Origin of the sequence: Acetatifactor aquisgranensis, from assembly GCF_943193215.1 — a bacterium.
GTDB classification, from domain to species: domain Bacteria; phylum Bacillota; class Clostridia; order Lachnospirales; family Lachnospiraceae; genus Acetatifactor; species Acetatifactor aquisgranensis.
On record NZ_CALPDH010000090.1, the window covers coordinates 1 to 1,928 of the forward strand.

Genomic DNA, 1,928 nt, shown 5'->3' on the forward strand with positions numbered 1-1,928 from the left:
CCCTAAAGTCGGATTATAAGTACTCAAAACGATAAAAACCAATATGCCGGCATCAAGAAACCTTGATTTTATCAGCATTTCCACTTGAAATTTAATTGAGTATGTATTATAATTTATATATACTCAACACGGAGGTGCTGTCATGCCGAAAAAATCATCCTGCGAGATTAAGACCAGGACAATCCACCAGCCCCAAAAGAACGGTGATATCTATGTTATCGAGAGGCAGACCCGCTATGACCCTGCCAAAAAATACAACGTGGTCATATCGAGCCGAATCATCGGGAAAATCCCAAAAGGGCAGGAAACCATGGTAGCAACCCGTCCTAAACGCAGCAGCAGGGAAAAAGTGTCAAATCCGGCCGTGTCTCCATATGCCGTTTCAGCATCCCGGAAGAAAGTCGGCATGATGGACATCATAGACCATATCGGGAAGATATCCGGGATAGATGAAGCGGTCTATGGCAACACTGACCCCGGTACTGCCCAGAAGATACTCTCCCTTGCACGGTACCTGCTTGCGACAAACGGCCAGACCCTGCCTGGGATCACGGCCTGGCAGTACATGCATCCGCTGCCTTATGAAGACGGCATCTCTGAAGACACCTACCACGAGCTCTTCGGACAGGTCGGACGTGACGAGACGCTCATGCAGAACTTTTTCGCGTCACGCCTTAAGGATTTGGGCGACAGGGCCCTGCTTGCATACGACTCCACCACGATCTCGACCTGTTCAAGCCAGATTCCGGAAGCCAGGTATGGCTTCAATAAAGCACACGACGGCAGGGAGACCGTCAAGCTGCTCGCCCTTTATTCTGTCGGGACAAGGCAGCCTGTCGCATTCACGAAGCAGCCCGGCAACCAGCCCGATGTCATCACGGTAGAGAATGCGCTGAAGCAGCTCTCGGCCATCGGCATAGACAAGGCCGAGATCATAACGGATAATGGCTACTACTCTGAGAAGAACCTCGCGGAGCTGCTCCATGCGCATTTCGGCTTCATCACGCTGATCAAGACCAGCATCAAGTGGGTCAGGAAAGAGCTGGATGCCCATCTGGACGATTTCCGCAGCACCAGCAGCGCATGTCCGTTCGATACAGACACCCATTGCGTGACCATCATGCGCATGCAGGAGTTCTCCAGGCCACGCAGATATGCAAGCCAGAAGAAGGGTCTGCAGCCAGGTGATGAGGACAGGTTCAGCCGCAGGGTCTACCTGCACCTGTATTTCAACCCGATGAGGCGGGTGGAACAGGATTCCTTATTTGACAAGGACCTCTTTGAACTGAAGAACCTTATTGAAACCGGTTCCACCGAGGAGGAACTGTCGGAAAGCGCCATTGAAAAGGTGCATAGATACCTGCTTGTCCGTCATCATGGGCAGAGATGCACGGTTGCCTTCAATGAGAGGGCAATAGCAGCGAAAAAGAAATACCATGGGTATTTTGCCCTGGTCTCCAACTGCGAGAAGGATGCGCCCGAATGCCTCCGCAAATACCGCGCCAGGGAGACCATAGAATTCTTCTTTGAGTCCGGCAAGCAGCGGGCGGACGGCTCCCGGACCAGGGTATGGTCAAGCGAAAGCCTTATGGGGAGGATGTTCGTCCAGTTCGTTGCATTATGTTATTATGAATACCTGAGCGAACAGATCCGCCAGCTGAAGCTGTCGCTTGGCAGGGAGAATGGGGATCCTGCCCATGACAACAAGGATACCCTGGACCGAGAGGACAGGCTAAAATCGTGGCTCAAGAATACACCCATCTATCTGGTCCTACAGTGGTTTGATGCAGTAGAAGAAGTCAAGGTTTCAACAAAGCTGCTGTCAAAAAGATGGACAACCGAGATCACGGGGCGGGACCAATTATTTCTTGACAAACTGGGGGTTCCAGCGTTCTGATGTTTTGAGTACTGATTATTCGACTTTTAGG

1 protein-coding gene is annotated in these 1,928 nt (G+C 51.4%); it reads left to right on the forward strand.

What is annotated here, in order from left to right:
* Positions 1-142: 142 nt before the first annotated feature.
* Positions 143-1,897 carry an IS1634 family transposase gene (locus NFS35_RS28760; protein WP_251210374.1) on the forward strand — a complete coding sequence of 585 codons (1,755 nt, stop codon included), beginning with the start codon at positions 143-145 and terminating at the stop codon, positions 1,895-1,897.
* Positions 1,898-1,928 lie beyond the last annotated feature (31 nt).

Coding starts and splice junctions, on each gene's coding strand:
- NFS35_RS28760 (WP_251210374.1), top strand. CDS start 143: ATGCCGAAAAAATCATCCTGCGAGATTAAGACCAGGACAATCCACCAG.